Source organism: Pseudomonas sp. H26/SER47-MNA-CIBAN-0231 (genome assembly GCF_040310465.1).
Taxonomy (GTDB): domain Bacteria; phylum Pseudomonadota; class Gammaproteobacteria; order Pseudomonadales; family Pseudomonadaceae; genus Aquipseudomonas; species Aquipseudomonas atacamensis.
On sequence record NZ_JBEOPW010000007.1, the window covers coordinates 205,205 to 224,367 of the forward strand.

Consider the following 19,163-nt stretch of genomic DNA (forward strand, 5'->3'; position numbering starts at 1 on the left):
CAGCGGTTGGGGCATAATCGGCGCCGCCACTGGCATGCGACGGGTTAATCGGCTAAAAAGTGCCCTTCGCGTTCACGTTGCCGCTGTCGGCTGCGGTTTTCCGGCTCAGGATTTTGCGCCGGTATCCGAACAACAATAGTCGCTCCCTACATTTTGGCTGGCCGGTGTTGCATCACCGTTTGGGCTCTAGAGAAAAAATTCATGAAGAAGCTGTGTTTGCTGGGTCTGTTCGTCAGCCTGGCCAGTCATCAGGTACTGGCCGCCACGACCCCGGTACCTTTGGAAAACAAGGACGCTTTCATCAGCAACCTGATGAAACAAATGACCCTCGACGAGAAGATCGGCCAGTTGCGCCTGATCAGCATCGGCCCGGAAATGCCCCGCGAGCTGATTCGCAAGGAAATTGCCGGCGGCAACATCGGTGGCACGTTCAACTCGATCACCCGCGCGGAAAACCGTCCGATGCAGGACGCGGCCATGCGCAGTCGCCTGAAGATTCCGATGTTTTTCGCGTACGACGTGATCCACGGTCACCGTACGATTTTCCCGATTCCGCTGGCCCTTGCGTCGAGTTGGGACATGGACGCCATTGGCCGGTCCGGTCGCGTTGCGGCTAAAGAAGCCGCCGCCGACAGCCTCGACATCACCTTCGCGCCGATGGTGGATATCTCCCGCGATCCACGCTGGGGCCGCAGTTCCGAAGGTTTCGGCGAAGACACCTACCTGACCTCGCGCATCGCCAAAGTCATGGTCAAGGCCTATCAGGGCGAGACCCCGAGCGCCGCCGACAGCATCATGGCCAGCGTCAAGCACTTCGCCCTGTATGGCGCGGTCGAGGGCGGCCGCGACTACAACACCGTCGACATGAGCCCGGTGAAGATGTACCAGGATTACCTGCCGCCCTACCGCGCCGCGATCGATGCCGGTGCTGGCGGTGTGATGGTGGCGTTGAACTCGATCAACGGCATCCCGGCCACGGCCAACACCTGGTTGATGAACGACCTGCTGCGCAAGGACTGGGGCTTCAAAGGCCTGGCGGTCAGCGATCACGGCGCGATCTTCGAGCTGATCAAGCACGGCGTCGCTCGCGACGGTCGCGAAGCGGCGAAGCTGGCGATCAAGGCCGGCATCGACATGAGCATGAACGACACCCTCTACGGCAAAGAACTGCCGGGGTTGCTCAAGTCCGGCGAGATCGAACAGAAAGACATCGACAACGCTGTGCGCGAAGTGCTCGCGGCCAAGTACGACATGGGCCTGTTCAAGGACCCGTACCTGCGCATCGGCAAGGCCGAGGATGATCCGGCCGACACCTACGCCGAGAGCCGCCTGCACCGCGCCGAGGCCCGCGAAGTCGCGCGGCGCAGTCTGGTGCTGCTGAAGAATCACAACGAAACCCTGCCGCTGAAGAAAGACGCGAAAATCGCGCTGGTCGGTCCATTGGCGAAAGCGCCGATCGACATGATGGGCAGCTGGGCCGCCGCCGGGCGCCCGGCACAATCGGTCACTTTGTTCGATGGCATGAGTTCGGTAATCGGCGACAAGGCCAACCTGATCTACGCCCGTGGCGCCAACATCACGGGCGACAAGAAGGTCCTCGACTACCTGAACTTCCTCAACTTCGATGCTCCGGAAGTGGTCGATGACCCGCGCCCGGCCAAGGTGCTGATCGACGAAGCGGTGAAAGCGGCGAAGGATGCTGACGTGATCGTCGCCGCTGTCGGCGAGTCCCGTGGCATGTCCCACGAATCCTCAAGCCGCACTGACCTGAACATCCCGGAAACCCAGCGCGAATTGATTCGCGCACTTAAAGCCACTGGCAAACCGCTGGTACTGGTGTTGATGAACGGCCGTCCGCTGACGATTCTCGAAGAGAACCAGTCGGCCGATGCGATTCTGGAAACCTGGTTCAGCGGCACCGAGGGCGGCAACGCCATCGCCGACGTGCTGTTCGGCGACTACAACCCGTCGGGCAAACTGCCGGTGACCTTCCCGCGTTCCGTGGGCCAGATCCCGACCTACTACAACCACCTGAGCATCGGCCGGCCGTTCACTCCGGGCAAACCGGGCAACTACACCTCGCAGTATTTCGATGACACCACCGGCCCGCTGTTTCCGTTCGGTTATGGCCTGAGCTACACCACCTTCGCCCTGAGCGATATGGCGCTGTCATCGACCACCCTCAACGCCAGCGGCAAACTCGACGCCAGCGTCATGGTCAAGAACACCGGCAAGCGTGACGGCGAAACCGTGGTGCAGTTGTACATCCAGGACGTCACCGGTTCGATGATCCGCCCGGTGAAAGAACTGAAGAACTTCCAGAAAATCATGCTCAAGGCCGGCGAACAGAAAGTCGTGCACTTCACCATTACCGAGGAAGACCTGAAGTTCTACAACGCCCAGCTCAAATACGCAGCCGAGCCTGGCAAGTTCAACGTGCAGATCGGCCTGGATTCGCAGGCGGTGACGCAGCAGAGCTTTGAATTGCTGTAACAGCAAGCACACTGCCCCCCCTGCACTGATCGTTCCCACGCTCTGCGTGGGAATGCAGCCCGTGACGCTCCGCGTCACTGGACGCGGAGCGTCCCTGGAGGCATTCCCACGCGGAGCGTGGGAACGATCAAATGACACACCGCTTTCGCGAGCAGGCTCGCTCCCACATTGGATTCAGGGTGTATTCAAAATCGTGGTTATCCGCGACGGTCGAGAATATTCACCACCAACCGATCCACCCAGCCCCACACCCGCTGCTTGACCCGCCGCCACAACGGTCGGCGCTGCCATTCCTCCAGACTCACCAGCTGACTCAAGCCGAAGTCCTTCACAAAGCTCGCCTCCACCGCTGCCGTCAACGCCGGGTCCAGCGCCTCCAGGTTCGCCTCCAGATTGAAACGCAGATTCCAGTGATCGAAGTTGCACGAACCGATGCTTACCCATTCGTCCACCAGAACCATTTTCAGGTGCAGGAAGCACGGCTGGTATTCGAAGATCTGCACCCCGGCCTTGAGCAGGCGCGGGTAATAGCGGTGCCCGGCGTAGCGCACTGACGGGTGATCGGTGCGCGGCCCGGTCAGCAGCAAGCGCACATCGACGCCGCGCGCGGCAGCCTTGCGCAGGGAGCGGCGGATTTTCCAGGTCGGCAGGAAGTACGGGGTGGCCATCCAGATGCGTTTTTGCCCGCTGTTCAACGCACGGAACAACGACTGCAAAATGTCGCGATGTTGACGGGCATCGGCATACGCCACGCGGCCCATGCCTTCGCCCTTGTCCGGCACGCGGGGCAGGCGCGGCAAGCCGAAATGCGCGGCCGGGCGCCAGGCGCGGCGGTAGCGGTTGGCGATCCACTGGCGATCAAACAGCAATTGCCAATCGATCACCAACGGGCCGCTGATCTCGACCATCACCTCGTGCCACTCGCTGACATCATGGCCCGGCGTCCAGAATTCATCGGTCACGCCGGTGCCGCCGACCACGGCCAGGCATTGGTCGACCAGCAGCAATTTGCGGTGGTCACGATAGAAATTGCCGACCCAGCGCCGCCAGCTCAGGCGATTGTAGAAACGCAGCTCGACCCCGGCCTGAGTCAGGCGCTGGCGCAGATGCAGCGTGAACGCGAGGCTGCCGTAATCATCGAACAGACAACGCACGCGCACGCCGCGCTCGGCCGCCGCGACCAGTGCCTGGACGATGGCTTCGGCGCAGGCGCCGGCCTCAACCAGGTACAGCTCCAGTTCGATTTGCTCTTTTGCCCCGGCAATGTGCTCGAGCATCCGGGGAAAGAACTGCGGGCCATCGATCAACAGTTCGAAACGGTTGCCGTCACGCCAGGGGAACACCGCACCGCGCATGTCAGCGCGCCGTGAAAATCAGCACCGCACCCACCGGCACCGACAGACTGATCGCCGACAGATCGGCGAGTTTGCGCAGGTTTTCCAGGCCCGGCGCCAGATCGAAATCCTCGGCGTTGATCACCAGCGGCTCCAGTGTCACCACCTGAAAACGCCGATCATCCAGACGCGTGGCGAGCAACTCGGCCGGGTATTCGTGCTGCTTGCCGTGCAGGCTGACGGTCAGCGGCAGGCGCAACTCCAGCTGCGCGCCGGGCGCCAGATCGTTAATCGGGCGCAGATCGATCTGGGTGGTGATGGTCGCTGCCGGAAATTGCTCGATCTGGAACAGCTCCTTGCGCATGCGCTCATCGCGCAGCGGGATGCCGCTGTTGATCGATTCGAGTTCGACTTCGACCTCGGCACGACCGTTGGGGTCGACCTTGCCGTGCAGCACCAGAAAACGCTGCACTTCCGACACGCTGGCATTTTTGGTGCTGACGAACGACAGCCGCGACGACTCGCCGTCCAGGTACCAATTGGCCTGGGCCGGCAGCGCAGCGGCGGTCAACAGCAGACTGGCGAAGGTTGTATAGAGGGAGCGGTTGAACATTGAACACTCGTGGGGGCGATAAACCTGCACGAACCTTAACCGCCCGCCAAGTTATTGCAAGCCCTGTGGGAGCGAGCCTGCTCGCGAATGCAATGCTCCCCGCACAGCATGTATTGCGGCTTGCGACGATTTCGCGAGCAGGCTCGCTCCCACAGGGGAGACCAGATAATTCAGGGATTCAGGCGACAGCCCTGGCGTTCGCTCAGCCACTGCGCGCTGTTGCTGCGGCCCATGCCGCTGACGGTGATGGTTTTGCTCGAAGCGTCATCGGTAAAACCGCTGGTTGGCAGCCATTGCTTCACATAGCCACGGCAATACCCGGCATCGTTGTTCATCACATAACGACACGAGCAATATTCCTTGGCGGTGTAGGCGCTGATGATGTCCGGGAAAGCCCAGAGGTTTTCCCGTTCATACCAACCCCAACCGAGCAGCACGACCAACAGCAACAATAGAAACCGCCTCATGGCCGCACCGCCTGCAACACGCGTTTGAGCAATTCGTTGTGCTTATAGCTGCCATCACGATCATCGCCGTAACGCACGATCACCAGTTTCTCGCTGGGCATCACATACAGCGCCTGGCCCCAGTGGCCGAGGGCGGCGAAGGTGTCGGGTGGGGCGTCGGGCCATGGTGATGTGGCGCCGTCGACAGGACGATTGAGCCACCAATGGCCGCCGGGGACGGCTTCGTCCTGATGCGCCTTGTAGCCGGCAAACGGTGTGAGGTTGAACGCGAGCCAATCCTCGGGCAGCAACTGCCGATCGTTCCAGCGCCCGCCCCGCGCCATCAACAGACCGACCCGCGCCAGATCCCGCGCGGTGAGATAGGCATAGGACGAGGCGACAAATGTGCCGCTGGCATCGCTTTCCCACACAACGTGGCGAATGCCCAACGGCTCGAACAATGCTGTCCACGGATAATCAGCATAACGCTCTGCGCCGACCATGGTTTTCAGGGCAGCGGCGAGCAGATTGCTGTCACCGCTGGAATAACGGAAAGCCTGACCCGCTGCGGCATAACTGTCGTGTGCGGCGGTGAACGCGGCCATGTCGCGATGGCCGCGGGTGTAGAGCATTGCCACCACCGAAGATTTCAGCGGGGCGTATTCGTAGTCCTCCTGCCAATTGAGACCGGAGGCCCAGTTCAGCAGATGGCCGAGGGTGATCGCCGGGTGTTTGTCCAGCGCCGGGTAGAACTTCAGCGCTGGATCATCGAGCTTGAACCGGCCTTCGCCGTAGGCCACACCGAGAACGGTTGCCAGCAGACTTTTGCTGATTGACCAGGTCAGATGTGGGGTCTGTGCAGTGGTCGGAGCGGCGTAGCGTTCGTAGATGATCTGGCCGTCGTGGATGATCAGCAAGGCGTCGGTGCGGATGCCTTCGCGGGTGGCGTCGTTGCGGGGCGCGAAGGCGTAGCTTTCCAGTGCTTCGACAGCCGGGCCGGTGATCTGCGGGGCGATGGGCCATTGCTCGCCGGGCCACTGTTCGGCGCGGACGGTGAGGCTGATCAGCAGCAGGAACAGCGACAGGCCTTTGAACATGGTGGGCGCTCTGGGAATGAACCTGTCGAGACTAGTCGGGGTTTATGACAAATTTTAGATGTTGGTCGTCCATGAAATTGCCATCGCTGGCAAGCCAGCTCCCACAGGGGTCCCAAGTGAACACACATTTCATGAACACCTTTGAAACCTGTGGGAGCGGGCTTGCCCGCGATGAGGCCAGTCAGGCCAACGCAAGAGCCTTGGCCAAGCGCTTGGCCCGGGCCCCTGCAGCCAATTGCATCACGCCTTGATCACGCTGCCACATCGCCGCCCACGCAGGATCACCCTGCACCAACGCCTGATCTACCTCGGTCTTGAGTGATTCAAACTGCGCAAACAACCCGCCCAGCAGTACATGCCCGGGCGGATTGTTCGGCGCTTGCCGACTGGCCTCGGCGCACCCGGCCAGCAGCGCCAGCAAACGCAATTGCAGGGCCTGCGGCCAGTCGCTGTCCTGGCCGACGCCGTACAACCACGCGGTCATGGCGCTGAGCACGTAGACATCTTCAAGGGTGCGAAACGGTTTGACGTAGGCGTCCCAGCCATCGCCGGCGAGCAATTCGCACAGGGCGCCGTCGAGGTACAGGCGGCCGTGGCTGATGTCCGGCATCAACGGCAACGCCGGAAGTTTTTCCACCTTCACACCGGGCTCGCCGGGATACACCACCGCCAGACTCAGGCGCGGTGTTTCGCCCGGCTCCTCACTGCGCGCAGCCACCAGCAGCCAATCGGCGGCGTCGCCTGCGGTGACGAAATCCTTGCGCCCACTCAAGCGCAAATCGCGCAGCCGCGTTTGCATATCGGCCGGGCGCAGGCTGCGTTGTTCGGTCGCGCACAAGGCGCCGAGGCTCAGCGGCGCGCTCGGCCACAACATGCGCAGCGCCGCCTGATAACCCACCAGAAACGCCAGCCCCGGCGTCGCCATCCGCCGCCCGCCGGCCACCGCCAATTCGAACGGCGTGACGTTGCCCAGCGCCTGCAACAACGTTGCAAAGCCCTCGGCCAGATCAGCAGCGGCGGGCAAGCGTTCACGGCGGTGCAACAGATCTGGCCAGGGCATGGGCGCCTCCTTGTGGGCTGTCATATAAGCATCACCGAACGTTCATGGCGATGACACCGGGGCTACATAGCCTGACTTTGCACAACACGGCTGCATAAAGAAAGTCGATCGGCTGCAACCCACGACGGGTTAAAGGCCCGTACGGAGATTCACATGACGCAAATCGCCCGCATCAGCGACACCGGCAATGAACGCCGCCTGCAAGCCGAACGCCTGATCGGCGCCGAAGCCTTGCAGCAAGCCCAGGCCCTGCGCTTCGCCGTCTTCAGCGGCGAGTTCAACGCCAAACTCAAAGGCGCGGAACTGGGTCTGGACATGGATGATTATGATGTTCACTGCAGCCACATCGGCGTGCGTGATCTGAACACCGGGCGCCTAGTGGCGACCACGCGTCTGCTCGATCACACTGCCGCCAGCAGCCTCGGCAAGTTCTACAGCGAAGAAGAATTCAGCCTGCATGGCCTGGCGCATCTGCAAGGCCCGATCCTGGAAATCGGCCGCACCTGCGTCGATCCGGCGTACCGCAACGGCGGCACCATCGCCGTGCTCTGGGGCGAATTGGCCGAAGTGCTCAATCAGGGCGGCTACAGCTATCTGATGGGTTGCGCGAGCATCCCGATGCAGGACGGCGGCATTCAGGCCCACGCGATCATGCAGCGTCTGCGCGAGCGTTATCTGTGCACCGAACACCTGCGCGCTGAGCCGAAAAATCCTCTGCCGACGCTGGATATCCCGTCCAACGTCATCGCCGAAATGCCACCGCTGCTCAAGGCCTACATGCGCCTCGGGGCGAAGATCTGCGGCGAGCCGTGCTGGGACGAAGACTTCCAGGTCGCCGACGTGTTCATCCTGCTCAAGCGCGACGAACTCTGCCCGCGCTACGCCAAGCACTTCAAGGCGGCGGTGTGATGAGCCGGTTGCGGGTGTACGCGCGAATCGCGCGAGTGCTGCTGGTGGTGACGCTGGGGCTGACCATGGCCAGCGTCTTCGGCGTGTTCGAACGCATCGGTCTGGCCCACTCGATGGAGCGGCGCCAGCGCTGGTCGCGCTTTTTCATGGCACGGCTGAGCAATGCCCTGCCGTTTCGCGTGAGCGTGCATGGCGAGCTGCCAAAACAGCCAATGCTGTGGGTGAGCAATCACGTGTCGTGGACCGACATTCCGTTGCTGGGCATGCTCACACCGCTGTCGTTTCTGTCCAAGGCCGAAGTGCGCACCTGGCCGGTGGCCGGCTGGCTCGCGGCCAAGGCCGGCAGCCTGTTCATCCGCCGTGGCTCGGGCGACAGCCAGTTGATCCGCAAGCAGATGACCCGCCATCTGCAAACCGAACATGCGCTGCTGATGTTCCCCGAAGGCACCACCACCGATGGCCGTTCGCTGCGCACCTTTCATGGTCGCCTGCTGTCGGCGGCGATCGATTCCGAGGTGATGCTGCAACCGGTGGCGATCCGTTATCTGCGTGACGGCGAAATCGACACGCTCGCACCGTTCATTGGTGACGATGATTTGCTCTCGCATCTGATGCGCCTGTTCAGCCATGACTGCGGCGATGTCGAGGTGCATCTGCTCAAGCCGATTGCCTGTCAGGGCCGCGAGCGCGCGGCGCTGGCGTTCGAAGCGCAGCAGGCGGTGCAGAAGGTGTTGTTTGGATCGATTCCGGAAACCCGACAATCGCCAATGCGCCCGGCAATCGCTGCCTGAAACACAAATCCCCAAATCACCTGGGCCCCCTGTGGGAGCGGGCTTGCCCGCGAAAGCGGTTGATCAATCAACATCAAAGTTGAATGTGCCGACGCTATCGCTGGCAAGCCAGCTCCCACAGGGATTCAGGTTGTATGTGATTGCACTGCAAAATCCTGCAATTGCGGATAAAACAGGCTGAAGTCCTCACTCAGCGGCTCATACAACCGCCGCAACTCCGCCATCGCCCCAGCCAACTCCTCGGGTCTGGTCAGGCGCCGCGAGATCCCGCGCAGCACCTGTTCCAGCACCTCAAACTCGCGATACGAGCCCAGCCAGTCGTTGGCGACCATGTGCGGGGCGATCTTTGCCAGCCGCTCCGGCAGTTGCCGTTCGCGGGACAGCACCTGATAGACGTCTGCGGTGAACTGCTCCAGCGGTCGGTCGGCATACAGCGTCCAGTCCCGCGCCAGGCAATGATCGAAAAACACATCGAGGACGATTCCGGCATAGCGCCGCCGCGTTTCGCTGAAGCGCCCCAAAGCAATGTCGACCAGTGGATGGCGATCGGTGAAGACGTCGATGCGCCGATGCAGCGCAATCGCCGCCTCCACTTCCGGGTCGAACTGGCCTTGCAGCCGACCTTTGACAAAGTCGCCATACAGGCTGCCGAGTAACTGTCCGGGGCGCTGGCCGCCGAGATGCAAATGCGCGAGATAGTTCATGGGCGCAGCTTAGCACTGCGTTCGCTCCTCCAGCATCCTCGTATCGTTATAACCCGATATAGCGATTTATGCGTTCGTCAGACCGAATTCATATTGGTATATCGCGATCCAACGATTTAAAGTTCGCTCCATCGCGATATATCGCCACTGCCACCACGAGCCCAAGCCATGAACCTCGACCTCGACGAAATAATAAAAGCCCTGGCGCACCCAGTACGGCGAGACATCCTCAACTGGCTGAAAGACCCGAAAGGCGAATTCCCCGAGCAGTTGCACAACCACGAATACGGTATTTGCGCCGGGCAGATCGATCAGCGTTGCGGCCTGTCGCAATCGACCGTGTCGGCCCACTTGGCGACGTTGCAACGGGCCGGGCTGATCAGCAGCCAGAAGGCCGGGCAGTGGCATTTCTTCAAACGTAACGAGGACGTCATCCAGGCGTTTCTCAGCACCCTCAGTAAAGAGCTCTGACCCTTAACGTCAGCCAGCCGACAAGGAAACCTGCATGCCCCTTTCGCTTCTCATCCTCGCCCTGAGCGCCTTCGCCATCGGCACCACCGAGTTCGTCATCATGGGCCTGCTGCCCGACGTGGCGGCGGACCTCGGCGTGTCGATTCCCGGCGCCGGCTGGCTGGTCACCGGTTACGCCCTGGGCGTGGCCATCGGTGCGCCGTTCATGGCGCTGGCCACCGCGAAGCTGCCGCGCAAGGCCGCGCTGGTGGCGTTGATGGGCATCTTTATTGTCGGCAACCTGCTCTGCGCCATCGCCAGCGACTACAACGTGCTGATGTTTGCCCGGGTCGTCACCGCTTTGTGCCACGGTGCATTCTTCGGCATCGGTTCGGTGGTGGCGGCCAATCTGGTCGCGCCCAACAAACGTGCCTCGGCGGTGGCGTTGATGTTCACCGGTCTGACCCTGGCCAACGTACTTGGCGTACCGCTGGGCACCGCATTGGGTCAGGAAGCCGGCTGGCGTTCGACCTTCTGGGCGGTGACCGTCATCGGTGTGATCGCGCTGATCGGCCTGATCCGCTTTCTGCCGGCCAAGCGTGACGAAGAGAAACTCGACATGCGCGCCGAACTGGCCGCCCTCAAGGGTGCCGGTATCTGGCTGTCGCTGAGCATGACCGCGCTGTTCGCCGCCTCGGTCTTCACCCTGTTCACCTACGTTGCCCCACTGCTTGGGGAAGTCACCGGTGTGTCGCCGCGTGGCGTGACCTGGACGCTGATGCTCATCGGTCTGGGCCTGACGGTCGGCAACATCATCGGCGGCAAACTCGCCGACAAAGGCATGGCCGCCACGCTGATCGGCGTGTTCATCGCCATGGCCGTGGTGTCCACGGTGCTGAGCTGGACCAGCGTCGCGCTGATCCCGACCGAGATCACTCTGTTCCTCTGGGCCACCGCGTGTTTCGCCGCTGTGCCGGCGCTGCAAGTCAATGTGGTGACCTTCGGCAAGGCTGCGCCGAACCTGGTTTCGACCCTGAACATTGGCGCCTTCAACGTCGGCAATGCCCTCGGCGCTTGGGTCGGCGGCAGCGTCATCGCCCACGGCTACGGCCTGACCAGCGTGCCACTGGCTGCCGCCGCACTGGCAGTGCTCGCCCTGCTGGTGACCCTGATTACTTTCCGTCAGAACGGCAATGCCGAGCTGGCGCCTGCTTCCAACTGATCAACTTCCTTATTAAAAGAGGCTTTTAGACATGGCGACTATTTTCGACCCGATCAAACTCGGCGACATCGAGCTGAACAACCGCATCATCATGGCCCCGCTGACCCGCTGCCGCGCCGACGAAGGTCGTGTGCCGAACGCGCTGATGGCCGAATACTACGTACAACGCGCCTCGGCCGGCCTGATCCTCAGCGAAGCCACTTCGGTAACGCCGATGGGCGTCGGCTACCCGGACACCCCGGGCATCTGGTCCAACGATCAAGTGCGTGGCTGGGCCAACGTGACCAAAGCGATTCACGGCGCCGGCGGCAAGATCTTCCTGCAACTGTGGCACGTTGGCCGCATTTCCCACCCTTCGTACCTGAACGGTGAAGCACCGGTCGCGCCAAGCGCCATCCAGCCAAAGGGCCACGTCAGCCTGGTGCGGCCACTGGCCGACTACCCAACCCCGCGCGCCCTGGAAACCGCTGAAATCGCCGACATCGTCGACGCCTACCGCACCGGCGCCGAGAACGCCAAGGCCGCCGGTTTCGACGGCGTGGAAATCCACGGCGCCAACGGTTACCTGCTCGACCAGTTCCTGCAAAGCAGCACCAACCAGCGCACCGACCAGTACGGCGGCTCGCTGGAAAACCGTGCACGCCTGCTGCTGGAAGTGACCGACGCCGCGATCGAAGTCTGGGGCGCTGGTCGCGTTGGTGTGCACCTGGCACCGCGTGCCGATTCCCACGACATGGGCGATGACAACCTCGCCGAAACCTTCACTTACGTCGCCCGTGAACTGGGCAAGCGTGGCATCGCGTTCATCTGCTCGCGTGAAAAAGAAGGCGCCGACAGCCTCGGCCCGCAACTGAAAGAAGCGTTCGGTGGCCCGTACATCGCAAACGAGAAGTTCACCAAGGAAAGCGCCAACGAGTGGCTGGCCAGCGGTAAGGCAGACGCCGTAGCGTTCGGCGTGCCGTTCATTGCCAACCCGGACCTGCCGGCACGTTTACAGGCCGATGCGCCGTTGAACGAGCCGCATCCGGAGACTTTCTACGGTAAAGGTCCGGTCGGTTATATCGACTATCCGACCTTGTAATCACGCTGTAGCGCAGAAATGAAAAAGCCCCGGACTTGTGAGAGTCCGGGGCTTTTTGTTGTTGGCGCAGGGTAAGAGCCTGCGAACACCGTTTCACAACAGCGACACAATTTCCCTACAAAATCCACGACTCGCTACGTTTAAACTCCCCGCCGCGATGATCAGCCATGGCGGCTGATTGACATCCTGCCGGGCAATTGCGCATTTTGTTTCATTTGCGCAGGCTTGGGCTCAGGCGCAGCATGTCCAGCCCGGTGTCGACCCAGCGTTCAGCCTCGGCATGCAGTTCGAAGCTGTCCGGAGCCAGCAGCCAGCCGTACAGCAGGCCGTCGATGTAGGCATGAATGCTGATCGCCGCGCGGGCGGTGTCGAGATCTTCCGGCAACTGGCCGCGATTCACCGCATTACGCAAGGTCAGGCCGATGCGCAGATTGCAATCGAGACTGGCCGTCCGGCGCTGCTGGCGCAGATCGCACATTTCATCGGTGAACTCGCACTTATGAAACAGAATTTCGTTGATGCGCCGGGTTTTCGGGTCCAGTGCAACTTGATGAAACAAATGAATCAGCAACTGCCGCATGCAGCCCAGCGGGTCCGGTTCGTCCTCGCTTTCGCTGGCCTTGGCCAGTTCATCCAGCGGTTCGTGCAGGCTGTCGAGCATGGCCTGGACCAGGTCGGCCTTGTTGCTGAAATGCCAGTAGATGGCGCCACGCGTCACGCCGGCGAGGGTCGCGATGTCCGCCAGGGTGGTGCGGGCAACCCCCCTTTCATAAAAGGCTTTCTCGGCCGCTTCCAGAATCTGGCTGCGGGTTTCCTGAGCTTCCTCTTTGGTACGACGGACCATGGCAGTAAAACCTCAAACAGGATGTTTCAGGGATGGCTGAATATCCGCTGAATAAAGAGGGGGCGATCTCTCGTGAATCGACTCCCCGGCCTACAATTTCAAACCTTGCGACGACTTTTGTATCAGGGTGGGTACGCGGCGCAGGTGTTTACAAACAACCATGAACGTAAGTATATTACTTAGCAAGCTACTTATCCACCCGGTGCCCGACTTTTACTCTTTCACACTTCTTGTGCGCTTCTTGCGCGCCTGACCCGAGGATCTTCATGCAATTCAAGCCAGCTGTTACCGCTCTGGTCACTGCCGTCGCCCTGGCATCGCTGCTCAGCGGATGTAAAAAGGAAGAAGCGGCCCCAGCCGCTCCGCCTCCTCAGGTCGGCGTCGTCACCCTGCAACCACAAGCCTTTACCCTGACCTCGGAACTTCCGGGCCGCACCAGTGCGTTCCGCATCGCGGAAGTTCGCCCGCAGGTCAACGGCATCATTCTCAAGCGCCTGTTCAAGGAAGGTGCCGACGTCAAAGCCGGCCAGCAGCTGTATCAGATCGATCCGTCGGTCTATGAAGCGACGCTGAAAAGCGCCGAAGCCGAGCTGCGTTCGACCAAGTCGATTTCCGACCGCTACAAGCAACTGGTCGACGAACAAGCCGTGAGCCGCCAGGAATACGACACCGCACTGGCCAACCGCCTGCAATCGGAAGCATCGTTGCAGAGCGCGCAGATCAACGTGCGCTACACCAAGGTCTACGCGCCGATTTCCGGCCGGATCGGCCGCTCTTCGGTGACCGAAGGCGCACTGGTCAGCAATGGCCAGGCCGATGCAATGGCAGTGATTCAGCAGCTCGACCCGATCTACGTCGACGTGACCCAATCGTCGGTGGAACTGCTGGAACTGCGCCGCGAGCTGGAAAGCGGCCGTTTGCAGAAGGCTGGCGACAACGCCGCTGCGGTCAAGCTGACCCTGGAAGACGGCAGCCAGTACAAGCTCGACGGCAAGCTGGAATTCTCCGAAGTCTCGGTTGACCAGACCACCGGCTCGGTAACCCTGCGCGCAGTGTTCCCGAACCCCGATCACACCCTGCTGCCAGGCATGTTCGTTCACGCCCAGCTGCAAGCCGGCGTCAACAGCGCAGCGATCCTCGCGCCGCAACAAGGCGTGACCCGCGACCTCAAAGGCACCCCGACCGCACTGGTCGTCGGCGCCGACAACAAGGTCGAGCTGCGTCAGCTCAAGGCCAGCCGCACTGTCGGCAGCCAGTGGCTGATCGAAGACGGCCTGAAGGCCGGCGATCGTCTGATCACCGAAGGGCTGCAGTACGTCAAACCGGGCGTCGAGGTCAAAGCGACCGAGGCGACTAACGTCGGCACCAAGAACCCGGCCCCCGCACAGGCAGCTGACAAAGCCGCCGGCGGCAAAGGGGAGTAACCCATGTCAAAATTCTTCATCGACCGTCCGATTTTCGCCTGGGTAATCGCCCTGGTGATCATGCTGGTCGGGGCACTTTCGATCCTGAAATTGCCGATCAACCAATACCCGAGCATTGCGCCACCGGCCATTGCGATCCAGGTGACCTACCCGGGCGCGTCCGCACAAACCGTGCAGGACACCGTGGTGCAGGTCATCGAGCAACAGCTCAACGGTATCGACAACCTGCGTTATGTGTCTTCGGAAAGTAACTCCGACGGCAGCATGACCATCACCGCGACCTTCGAGCAAGGCACCAACTCCGACACCGCGCAGGTCCAGGTCCAGAACAAGCTGAACCTGGCTACCCCGCTGCTGCCGCAGGAAGTGCAGCAACAGGGTATCCGCGTGACCAAGGCAGTGAAGAACTTCCTGCTGGTGATCGGCGTGGTGTCGCGTGACGGCAGCATGACCAAGGACGACCTGTCCAACTACATCGTGTCGAACATGCAGGACCCGATCTCGCGGACCGCCGGTGTCGGTGACTTCCAGGTCTTCGGTGCGCAGTACGCGATGCGCATCTGGCTCGACCCGGCCAAGTTGAACAACTTCAACCTGACCCCGGTCGACGTGAAGAATGCGATTGCTGCGCAGAACGTCCAGGTGTCGTCCGGTCAGCTCGGTGGCTTGCCTGCCGTGCAGGGCCAGCAACTGAACGCGACGATCATCGGCAAGACCCGTCTGCAGACCGCCGAGCAGTTCAAGGAAATCCTGCTCAAGGTCAACAAGGACGGCTCGCAGGTTCGCCTCAAAGACGTGGCTGAAGTCGGCCTCGGCGGTGAGAACTACGCGATCAGCGCCCAGTTCAACGGCAGCCCGGCTTCCGGTCTGGCGGTGAAACTGGCCAACGGCGCCAACGCCCTCGATACCGCCAAAGCGCTGCGCAACACCATCGACAGCCTCAAGCCGTTCTTCCCGCAAGGCATGGAAGTGGTGTTCCCGTATGACACCACCCCGGTGGTGACCGAGTCGATCAAAGGCGTGGTGCACACGCTGGTCGAAGCGATCGCGCTGGTGTTCCTGGTGATGTTCCTGTTCCTGCAGAACTTCCGCGCCACCGTCATCACCACGATGACCGTGCCAGTGGTGCTGCTCGGTACATTCGGCATCCTCGCCGCCGCCGGTTTCAGCATCAACACCCTGACCATGTTCGGCATGGTGCTGGCCATCGGTCTGCTGGTGGACGACGCCATCGTCGTGGTGGAAAACGTCGAGCGGGTGATGAGCGAAGAAGGCTTGTCACCGAAGGAAGCGACGAAGAAGTCCATGGGCCAGATCCAGGGCGCACTGGTCGGTATCGCCCTCGTGCTCTCGGCGGTACTGCTGCCGATGGCGTTCTTCAGCGGCTCCACCGGTGTGATCTACAAGCAGTTCTCGATCACCATCGTTTCGGCCATGGCCCTGTCGGTACTGGTTGCCCTGATCTTCACCCCGGCGCTGTGCGCGACCATGCTCAAGCCGATTCCGAAAGGCGAGCACGGTACCCCGAAGAAAGGTTTCTTCGGCTGGTTCAACCGTAACTTCGACCGTGGCGTACGCAGCTACGAGCGCGGCGTCGGCAACATGCTGACCCGCAAGGCGCCGTACCTGCTGGCGTATCTGCTGATCGTCGTGGGCATGATCTGGCTGTTCACCCGCATCCCGACCGCGTTCCTCCCGGAAGAAGACCAGGGCGTTCTGTTCGCTCAGGTGCAGACCCCGGCCGGTTCCAGTGCCCAGCGCACGCAGGTGGTCGTGGACGAAATGCGTGAGTACCTGCTGCGTCCGAACAAGGACGGCGGTGAGGCGGACGCGGTGGCTTCGGTGTTCACCGTGACCGGCTTCAACTTCGCCGGCCGTGGGCAGAGCTCGGGTATGGCGTTCATCATGCTCAAGCCGTGGGGCGAACGTAACGCCGACAACAGCGTGTTCAACCTCGCTGCGCGTGCCCAGCAACACTTCTTCAGCTTCCGCGACGCGATGGTGTTTGCCTTCGCCCCGCCAGCGGTTCTGGAATTGGGTAACGCCACCGGTTTCGACGTGTTCCTGCAGGACCGCGCCGGTATCGGTCACGAAAAACTGATGGAAGCGCGCAACCAGTTCCTCGGCATGGCGGCGCAAAGCAAGGTGCTGACCCAGGTGCGTCCGAACGGCCTGAACGATGAGCCGCAGTTCCAGCTGGAAATCGATGACGAGAAGGCCAGTGCCCTCGGCATCACCATCAGCGACATCAACAACACCCTGTCGATCGCGCTGGGCAGTAGCTACGTCAACGACTTCATCGACCGTGGTCGGGTGAAGAAAGTCTACGTGCAGGGCCAACCGGACTCGCGCATGAGCCCCGAAGACCTGAAGAAGTGGTACGTGCGTAACGCCGAAGGCACCATGGTTCCGTTCTCGGCGTTCGCCAAGGGCGAGTGGGTCTACGGTTCGCCGAAGCTGGCGCGCTATAACGGTGTGGAAGCGGTCGAGGTCCTCGGGGCTCCGGCGCCGGGCTACTCCACCGGTGAAGCGATGGCTGAAGTCGAAGCGATTGCCAAGAAGCTGCCGTCCGGTGTCGGTATTTCCTGGACCGGTCTGTCCTACGAGGAACGTCTGTCCGGCTCGCAAGCGCCAGCGCTGTACGCCCTGTCGCTGCTGATGGTGTTCCTGTGTCTGGCGGCGCTGTATGAGAGCTGGTCGATTCCGATCGCGGTCATGCTCGTGGTACCGCTGGGGATCATCGGTGCGCTGATGGCTACCAGCCTGCGCGGTCTGTCCAACGACGTGTACTTCCAGGTGGGCTTATTGACGACCATCGGTCTGGCGGCTAAAAACGCCATTCTGATCGTCGAGTTTGCCAAGGAACTGCATGAACAGGGACGCAGCCTGCGTGACGCGGCGATTGAAGCCTGCCGCATGCGTCTGCGCCCGATCATCATGACCTCGCTGGCCTTCGTCCTCGGTGTGGTACCGCTGGCGATCTCCACCGGCGCCGGTTCAGGCAGTCAGCACGCGATCGGTACCGGCGTGATTGGCGGTATGCTCACGGCCACGATCCTGGCGATCTTCTGGGTCCCACTGTTCTTCGTTACTGTGTCGTCCATCGGTCAGCGCAAAAAGACCGACGCGGATGACACTACTGAAACTCCTAAAGAGGCTGGCCAATGAGCAAGTCGCTACTCTCCATCGCAGTCGCCGCCTTCGTGCTGAGCGGTTGCTCGCTGATACCTGACTATCAGCAGCCTGAGGCTCCGGTCGCAGGCCAGTACCCGCAGGGGCCGGCATATTCGCCGGCCCAGGCTCCGGCGCAAGCCGCTGCCGAACAGGGCTGGAAGCAGTTTTTCCATGACCCGGCCCTGCAACAGCTGATCCAGGTCGCCCTGGAAAACAACCGCGACCTGCGTGTCGCGGCGCTGAACATCGACGCTTACGCGGCGCAGTACCGCATCCAGCGCGCCGACCTGTTCCCGGCAGTGTCGGCCAATGCCGCCGGCAGCCGCCAGCGTCTGCCGGCCCGTGCCTCGCAGACCGGCGAGTCGATGATCAGCAGTTCGTATTCCGCCACCGTCGGCGTCAGCGCCTACGAACTCGACCTGTTCGGTCGGGTGCGCAGCCTGAGCGAGCAAGCGCTGCAACAGTACTTCGCTACTGAAGAAGCACGCCGCAGTACGCAGATCAGTCTGGTCGCCAACGTCGCCAATGCCTACCTGACCTGGCAGGCGGACAAGGAACTGCTCAAGCTGACGCAGGACACCCTCGGTGCCTTCGAAGAAAGCTACAAATTGACCAGCCGCAGCAACGAAGTCGGTGTGGCTTCGGCGCTGGATCTGGCGCAGTCGCGTACCTCGGTGGAAAACGCCCGGGCGCAACTGGCGCGTTACACCCGCCAGGTCGCGCAGGACGAAAACAGCCTGACCCTGCTGCTCGGCACCGGCATTCCGGCCAACCTGCAAACGGCCAAACCGCTGTCCGATGATCTGCTCAGCGACGTGCCGGCCGGTCTGCCTTCGGACCTGCTGCAACGTCGTCCGGACATCCTCCAGGCCGAGTACAACCTGAAGGCGGCCAACGCCAACATCGGCGCGGCGCGTGCAGCGTTCTTCCCGAGCATCAGCCTGACCGCCAACGCGGGCAGCCTGAGCCCGGATCTGTCCGGTCTGTTCAAGGGTGGCTCGGGGACGTGGCTGTTCCAGCCGCAGATCAACCTGCCGATCTTCAACGCCGGCAGCCTGCGCGCCAGCCTCGACTACGCCAAGATCCAGAAGGACATTGGCGTGGCGAACTACGAAAAGTCGATTCAAACGGCCTTCCAGGAAGTCGCCGACGGCCTCGCCGCCCGCCAGACCTACACCGAGCAGCTGCAAGCGCAGCGTGACTTCGTTCAGGCCAACCAGGATTACTACCGCCTGGCCGAACGTCGCTACCGCATCGGCGTCGACAGCAACCTGACCTTCCTCGATGCCCAGCGTCAGTTGTTCAGCGCACAACAAGCGCTGATCACCGACCGCCTCGCGCAGCTGACCAGTGCGGTCAACCTGTACAAGGCCCTGGGCGGTGGCTGGAATGCGCAGACCGCGCAGAACGAAGCGCTGAAAGAAGAAGCCCCGAAGATGAAGCTGTTCTGATCATCGGCTGACTACATCAAGCCCACCTTATTGGTGGGCTTTTTGTTGCCTGTCGCAAAGGTTTAGCGGC

The 19,163-nt window shown here is 61.8% G+C and carries 16 protein-coding genes; 9 read left to right on the forward strand and 7 right to left on the reverse strand.

The genetic code is table 11. The features are described 5' to 3' along the window. Positions 1–201 precede the first annotated feature (201 nt). The gene (gene bglX, locus AAEZ10_RS13855; RefSeq protein WP_350569610.1) at positions 202–2,493 is read left to right on the forward strand and encodes a beta-glucosidase BglX; all 2,292 of its coding nucleotides are present in this window, start codon (positions 202–204) and stop codon (positions 2,491–2,493) included. Positions 2,494–2,690: 197 nt separating this feature from the next. On the opposite strand, the gene AAEZ10_RS13860 is transcribed toward bglX, so the two are convergent. The 5 genes from AAEZ10_RS13860 to AAEZ10_RS13880 form a co-directional block, all read right to left on the reverse strand. After that, a complete protein-coding gene (locus AAEZ10_RS13860) occupies positions 2,691–3,848 on the reverse strand; it encodes a phospholipase D-like domain-containing protein (protein WP_122505781.1) in 1,158 nt (385 codons plus the stop codon). 1 nt (position 3,849) lies between these two features. Next, positions 3,850–4,440, reverse strand: coding sequence for a YceI family protein (locus AAEZ10_RS13865; protein WP_039762684.1), 591 nt, complete (start codon positions 4,438–4,440; stop codon positions 3,850–3,852). 170 nt (positions 4,441–4,610) lie between these two features. Beyond that, positions 4,611–4,907, reverse strand: coding sequence for an amidase (locus AAEZ10_RS13870; RefSeq protein ID WP_122706428.1), 297 nt, complete (start codon positions 4,905–4,907; stop codon positions 4,611–4,613). Continuing rightward, entirely contained in the window at positions 4,904–5,983 is a 1,080-nt protein-coding gene (locus AAEZ10_RS13875) for a serine hydrolase domain-containing protein (RefSeq protein ID WP_350569613.1), read from the reverse strand. Before AAEZ10_RS13875 ends, AAEZ10_RS13870 begins: the two co-directional genes overlap by 4 nt. Before the next feature lie 181 nt (positions 5,984–6,164). Next, on the reverse strand, positions 6,165–7,043 hold the full coding sequence (locus tag AAEZ10_RS13880; protein ID WP_122747580.1) for an acyl-CoA dehydrogenase middle domain-containing protein: 879 nt from the start codon (positions 7,041–7,043) through the stop codon (positions 6,165–6,167). A 153-nt stretch (positions 7,044–7,196) separates the two neighbouring features. Between AAEZ10_RS13880 and olsB the strand changes: the two genes are divergently transcribed. Both olsB and AAEZ10_RS13890 read left to right on the forward strand, forming a co-directional pair. Further along, positions 7,197–7,952 (forward strand): L-ornithine N(alpha)-acyltransferase, encoded by a 756-nt coding sequence (gene olsB / locus AAEZ10_RS13885; protein ID WP_016771324.1) that lies wholly within the window; start codon positions 7,197–7,199, stop codon positions 7,950–7,952. After that, the gene (locus AAEZ10_RS13890; RefSeq protein ID WP_073475829.1) at positions 7,952–8,743 is read left to right on the forward strand and encodes a lysophospholipid acyltransferase family protein; all 792 of its coding nucleotides are present in this window, start codon (positions 7,952–7,954) and stop codon (positions 8,741–8,743) included. Before olsB ends, AAEZ10_RS13890 begins: the two co-directional genes overlap by 1 nt. 125 nt (positions 8,744–8,868) lie before the next feature. On the opposite strand, the gene AAEZ10_RS13895 is transcribed toward AAEZ10_RS13890, so the two are convergent. Then, complete coding sequence (locus tag AAEZ10_RS13895; RefSeq protein ID WP_252883307.1) at positions 8,869–9,447, reverse strand: acyl carrier protein phosphodiesterase; 579 nt, start codon at positions 9,445–9,447, stop codon at positions 8,869–8,871. Positions 9,448–9,615: 168 nt separating this feature from the next. Here AAEZ10_RS13895 and AAEZ10_RS13900 point away from each other — a divergent pair, with 168 nt between their 5' ends. Genes AAEZ10_RS13900 through AAEZ10_RS13910 form a run of 3 tightly spaced genes read left to right on the forward strand, consistent with a single transcriptional unit; the run spans position 9,616 to position 12,200 of the window. After that, a complete protein-coding gene (locus tag AAEZ10_RS13900) occupies positions 9,616–9,918 on the forward strand; it encodes an ArsR/SmtB family transcription factor (protein WP_016771327.1) in 303 nt (100 codons plus the stop codon). Positions 9,919–9,952: 34 nt separating this feature from the next. Continuing rightward, the gene (locus AAEZ10_RS13905) at positions 9,953–11,119 is read left to right on the forward strand and encodes an MFS transporter (RefSeq protein WP_016771328.1); all 1,167 of its coding nucleotides are present in this window, start codon (positions 9,953–9,955) and stop codon (positions 11,117–11,119) included. Between the two features lie 31 nt (positions 11,120–11,150). Continuing rightward, a complete protein-coding gene (locus AAEZ10_RS13910) occupies positions 11,151–12,200 on the forward strand; it encodes an alkene reductase (RefSeq protein WP_016771329.1) in 1,050 nt (349 codons plus the stop codon). A gap of 211 nt (positions 12,201–12,411) precedes the next feature. Here AAEZ10_RS13910 and emhR read toward each other — a convergent pair whose 3' ends face one another. Further along, the gene (emhR, locus tag AAEZ10_RS13915; protein WP_016771330.1) at positions 12,412–13,044 is read right to left on the reverse strand and encodes an efflux system transcriptional repressor EmhR; all 633 of its coding nucleotides are present in this window, start codon (positions 13,042–13,044) and stop codon (positions 12,412–12,414) included. 266 nt (positions 13,045–13,310) lie between these two features. On the opposite strand from emhR, the gene emhA reads away from it, so the two are divergent. Genes emhA through emhC form a run of 3 tightly spaced genes read left to right on the forward strand, consistent with a single transcriptional unit; the run spans position 13,311 to position 19,093 of the window. Beyond that, on the forward strand, positions 13,311–14,468 hold the full coding sequence (emhA, locus tag AAEZ10_RS13920) for an efflux RND transporter periplasmic adaptor subunit EmhA (protein ID WP_016771331.1): 1,158 nt from the start codon (positions 13,311–13,313) through the stop codon (positions 14,466–14,468). A 3-nt stretch (positions 14,469–14,471) separates the two neighbouring features. Further along, the gene (gene emhB / locus AAEZ10_RS13925) at positions 14,472–17,636 is read left to right on the forward strand and encodes an efflux RND transporter permease subunit EmhB (protein ID WP_348970761.1); all 3,165 of its coding nucleotides are present in this window, start codon (positions 14,472–14,474) and stop codon (positions 17,634–17,636) included. Continuing rightward, complete coding sequence (emhC, locus tag AAEZ10_RS13930) at positions 17,633–19,093, forward strand: efflux RND transporter outer membrane subunit EmhC (RefSeq protein ID WP_016771333.1); 1,461 nt, start codon at positions 17,633–17,635, stop codon at positions 19,091–19,093. Before emhB ends, emhC begins: the two co-directional genes overlap by 4 nt. Positions 19,094–19,163: the final 70 nt, after the last annotated feature.

Coding starts and splice junctions, on each gene's coding strand:
- bglX (WP_350569610.1), top strand. CDS start 202: ATGAAGAAGCTGTGTTTGCTGGGTCTGTTCGTCAGCCTGGCCAGTCAT.
- AAEZ10_RS13860 (WP_122505781.1), bottom strand. CDS start 3,848: ATGCGCGGTGCGGTGTTCCCCTGGCGTGACGGCAACCGTTTCGAACTG.
- AAEZ10_RS13865 (WP_039762684.1), bottom strand. CDS start 4,440: ATGTTCAACCGCTCCCTCTATACAACCTTCGCCAGTCTGCTGTTGACC.
- AAEZ10_RS13870 (WP_122706428.1), bottom strand. CDS start 4,907: ATGAGGCGGTTTCTATTGTTGCTGTTGGTCGTGCTGCTCGGTTGGGGT.
- AAEZ10_RS13875 (WP_350569613.1), bottom strand. CDS start 5,983: ATGTTCAAAGGCCTGTCGCTGTTCCTGCTGCTGATCAGCCTCACCGTC.
- AAEZ10_RS13880 (WP_122747580.1), bottom strand. CDS start 7,043: ATGCCCTGGCCAGATCTGTTGCACCGCCGTGAACGCTTGCCCGCCGCT.
- olsB (WP_016771324.1), top strand. CDS start 7,197: ATGACGCAAATCGCCCGCATCAGCGACACCGGCAATGAACGCCGCCTG.
- AAEZ10_RS13890 (WP_073475829.1), top strand. CDS start 7,952: ATGAGCCGGTTGCGGGTGTACGCGCGAATCGCGCGAGTGCTGCTGGTG.
- AAEZ10_RS13895 (WP_252883307.1), bottom strand. CDS start 9,447: ATGAACTATCTCGCGCATTTGCATCTCGGCGGCCAGCGCCCCGGACAG.
- AAEZ10_RS13900 (WP_016771327.1), top strand. CDS start 9,616: ATGAACCTCGACCTCGACGAAATAATAAAAGCCCTGGCGCACCCAGTA.
- AAEZ10_RS13905 (WP_016771328.1), top strand. CDS start 9,953: ATGCCCCTTTCGCTTCTCATCCTCGCCCTGAGCGCCTTCGCCATCGGC.
- AAEZ10_RS13910 (WP_016771329.1), top strand. CDS start 11,151: ATGGCGACTATTTTCGACCCGATCAAACTCGGCGACATCGAGCTGAAC.
- emhR (WP_016771330.1), bottom strand. CDS start 13,044: ATGGTCCGTCGTACCAAAGAGGAAGCTCAGGAAACCCGCAGCCAGATT.
- emhA (WP_016771331.1), top strand. CDS start 13,311: ATGCAATTCAAGCCAGCTGTTACCGCTCTGGTCACTGCCGTCGCCCTG.
- emhB (WP_348970761.1), top strand. CDS start 14,472: ATGTCAAAATTCTTCATCGACCGTCCGATTTTCGCCTGGGTAATCGCC.
- emhC (WP_016771333.1), top strand. CDS start 17,633: ATGAGCAAGTCGCTACTCTCCATCGCAGTCGCCGCCTTCGTGCTGAGC.